The following is a 3,447-nucleotide window of genomic DNA, read 5'->3' as shown; positions in this document are numbered from 1 at the left end:
CGGCCCGCTGACCACCGTGCAGGATCTCGGGCGCCGCGGCACGCGCCATCTCGGCGTCGCGCAGGGTGGCGCGCTCGACGGCCTCGCGCTCGAAGTCGGCAACCGGCTGGTCGGCAACCGCCCCGATGCGGCGGGCGTCGAGATCACGATCGGCCCGGCCGCTTTCCGCTTCACGCGCGCGACCCGCATCGCGATCACCGGCACCGAGTTCGGTGCAACACTCGACGGCCGGCGCGTATATTCATGGTGGAGCCTGCCGGTCGAGGCCGGGCAAACGCTCGTGCTGCCCGCCGCGAAACGCGGGATGCGCGGCTACCTGTGCATCGCCGGCGGCATCGACGTGCTGCCGATGCTCGGCTCGCGCAGCACCGATCTCGCCTCGCGGTTCGGGGGCCTCGGCGGCCGCGCACTGCGCGACGGCGATCGCCTCCCGGTCGGCGTGCTTCCGGCCGGGATGGGTTGCCTCGCGGCCGACGCACCCGAATTCGGCGTCAAGGCGCCGGCGTGGTGCGCGTTCGTGCGCGTCGACGAGCCGCCGCGCCGTCACCGCCCCGCGCATGCGCCGTGGGCGATGCCCGTGCGCGTGCTGCCGGGCCCCGACTACGCGTCGTTCGCCGCCGATTCGCAGCAGGCGTTCTGGGATGAAGAATGGCTGGTCACGGCGAACAGCAACCGCATGGGCTATCGGCTCGCCGGCATCGAACTCGCGCGCGAGCGGCCGGCCGAGCTGCTGTCGCACGCGGTGCTGCCCGGCACGATCCAGGTGCCGCCGAACGGCCAGCCGATCGTGCTGATGCACGACGCGCAGACCACCGGCGGCTACCCGAAGATCGGCACGGTGATCCGTGCGGATCTGTGGAAACTCGCGCAGGCGCGGCTCAACCTGCCGATCCGCTTCGTGCGCACGACACCCGACGCCGCGCGCGCCGCGCTGGCTGCGGAACGTGCGTATCTGCGGCAGATCGACGTGGCGATCGACATGCGCGAGGAAGCGCGCCGCCGCGCCCAGTCGCGTGCGGCATGACAATGGCGGTAGCAGTACCGAAGGCAGCAGCAGTAGAGAAGACGGGCCACGCAATCAGTGGACGAGGAACATCATGGAAATCGATCTGAATGCCGATCTCGGCGAAGGATGCGGTTCGGACGAGGCGCTGCTCGACCTCGTGACGTCCGCGAACATCGCATGCGGGTGGCATGCGGGCGGTGCGAACGCGATGCGCGACTGCGTGCGCTGGGCCGTGCAGAAAGGCGTCGCCATCGGCGCGCACCCGAGCTTTCACGATCCGGAGAATTTCGGCCGCAAGGAAATGCAGCTGCCGGCCAGCGACATCTACGCGGGCGTGCTGTACCAGCTCGGCGCGCTGTCGGCGATCGCGCAGGCCGAAGGCGGGCGCATCGCGCACGTGAAACCGCACGGTGCGCTGTACAACCAGGCCGCGCGCGACCCGATGATCGCCGATGCGGTCGTGTCCGCGATCCGCGATTTCGATCCGTCGCTCGCGGTGTTCGGGCTCGCGAACAGCGTGTTCGTCGCGGCCGCGCGGCACGCGGGGCTCGCCGCGGTGGAGGAAGTGTTCGCCGATCGCGGCTACCGCGCCGATGGCTCGCTCGTGCCGCGCAACCAGCCCGGCGCACTGATCGACGACGAGGACACGATGATCGCGCGCACGCTGGACATGGTGCGCAGCCGGCAGGTCCGTGCGATCGGCGGCGAATGGGTGATGCTCAATGCGCAGACCGTCTGCCTGCACGGCGACGGCCCGCATGCGCTGGTATTCGCGAAACGGATTCGCGCCGCGCTCGAAGCGGTGGGCGTCGACGTGGTCGCGCCCGGCATGCTGCAGGCCGACGAACGCGCCTGATCCGGCCGATCGCGCCAGCGGCGCACGATCCGTCGTACAAAAGAAAAAAGCGCCCTCGTGGCGCTTTTCCGTTGGCGCAATCGTTGCGGCTTCGCCGTCTGTCGATTCGCCCCCCGAAACCGTCTTGCGACGGTGGCCGGAAAAATCTTCCGGATTAAAAAACGTCCGCCGCCGCCCGATTACTACTTTCCCCGGTGGGACGACGGAACGTCGCTTTATCTCGCAAGTCGGCCTGCATGCCTAGTTGTTGTCCGACGATGATTGGCCCCGCCGTACATGCAGACACTTCCGCGGCCGGCACGTGCATCACGTGCCGGCAACGCGCTAACCCCGCGCTTTATTTTCTGCTACCCCGTAGAACTTTTTCTATTCTTTTCATTTTTTCAACTTGTGGATCGAAGAATAGATATTGGCAGATCGGGATGTCAATCGTTTGAAACGCTATTTTCTGACGATTCAAGGGTTTTCCTTATCGAATCGCGTGCCCATACAGGCGTTTAAGGCGCCCGCACAACGTCAATCAAACAGGGGAGGATCGGTTCGGGAGCGGTGACGGCGATCAGTTCGCGTCGACCCTGTAACCTTGTTGACGCAACAATTCGAGCACGCCGCGCGGGCCGCCCAGATGCAGCGCGCCGATCGCGACGAACAGCGGCCGGTTCGGTGCGGCGATTGCCGTCATTCGTGCAACGAAGCGGCGGTTGCGCTCGTACACGATCTTGTTGTCGATCGCGTCCGACAACGCCTTCGAACGCGCGAGCCGTTCGCTCTTCGCGACCGCCCATGCCGAGATCGCATCGGCGTCGCCAATTCGCCACAGTCGGTGCAGCGCCTTGATGTCGTCGGCGTTCTGCGCGGGCGTCTGCACCATGTCCTGCGCGAGCATCTCGCGCTGCTCGGCGAGCGTCAGCCCGGTGAACGCGCGCATCTGTTCGGCGAGCGTCTCCAGCCCGATCACGCGGCCGCCCTTCTTCTTCAGGAACACGTTCTGCAACTGCGCCTCGGTGCCGTATTCGGTCTGCAAACCGGCCGACAGCGAATCGTAGGTCTCGACGACGAGCGCCGCGAGCCACGGCCGCATCTTGCGGATCTCGGCGAGCGCGGCCGGGTTGCCGCGCAGGCGCGCCGCGAGCCGCTGCCACAGCGGTTCGGGCAGCAGGCGCTGCAGGCACGGGTAACGGCAGACGCCGTACTTCGACACGTCGTCCTGCGATTCGAGCAGGTCGTCGGGCGACAGCTCGAGCGCCAGTGTGGGCGACGCGGCGAGCGCCGCGAGGATGCGCGGCCGGAACGGCTGCGCGCTCGGGTAATCGGACGGGTCGCCGGTGTGCAGCGTGCCGAGCACGTACAGCGTGACCTTGCCCTTGGTTGCAACGTAGAACGGCATGCGCGCGGGCTGCACGCGCACGGTGCCGCGCGACACCGTGCCGTCCGACACGGCGGGCGCGTGGAAGCCCGGCAGGCTCATGCCGGGCGGCGGGACTTGCGACGGATGGAACGGTGAAGTGGCCGGCGCGCGCCCTTCGAGATCGGAAGAGCGTCGGGGAGGGGAAGCGTGTAGAACTCGGGTGTGATCTCGGCTGGT

At 67.7% G+C, this 3,447-nt stretch carries 3 protein-coding genes; 2 read left to right on the top strand and 1 reads right to left on the bottom strand.

Features of this window, described 5'->3' with window-relative positions:
* Both G3N99_RS37070 and pxpA read left to right on the top strand, forming a co-directional pair.
* Positions 1-1,024, top strand: a 1,024-nt coding sequence (locus tag G3N99_RS37070) for a biotin-dependent carboxyltransferase family protein (RefSeq protein ID WP_206124841.1), incomplete at its 5' end; no start/stop codon positions are given.
* 73 nt (positions 1,025-1,097) lie between these two features.
* Positions 1,098-1,862, top strand: a complete 765-nt coding sequence (pxpA, locus tag G3N99_RS37065; protein ID WP_046544226.1) for a 5-oxoprolinase subunit PxpA — start codon at positions 1,098-1,100, stop codon at positions 1,860-1,862.
* A gap of 559 nt (positions 1,863-2,421) precedes the next feature.
* Here the strand turns inward: pxpA and G3N99_RS37060 are convergent.
* Positions 2,422-3,447: TraB/GumN family protein (locus G3N99_RS37060; protein WP_241012043.1), on the bottom strand; the 1,026-nt coding region annotated here is incomplete at its 5' end.

Source organism: Burkholderia sp. Ac-20392, from assembly GCF_017104585.1.
GTDB lineage: Bacteria > Pseudomonadota > Gammaproteobacteria > Burkholderiales > Burkholderiaceae > Burkholderia > Burkholderia lata.
Note: the sequence above shows the minus strand (reverse complement) of the source record. Positions and strands in the feature narration are given on the sequence as shown.

Excerpts from the sequence above, each read along its gene's own strand:
- pxpA (WP_046544226.1), top strand. The coding sequence starts at position 1,098 with ATGGAAATCGATCTGAATGCCGATCTCGGCGAAGGATGCGGTTCGGAC.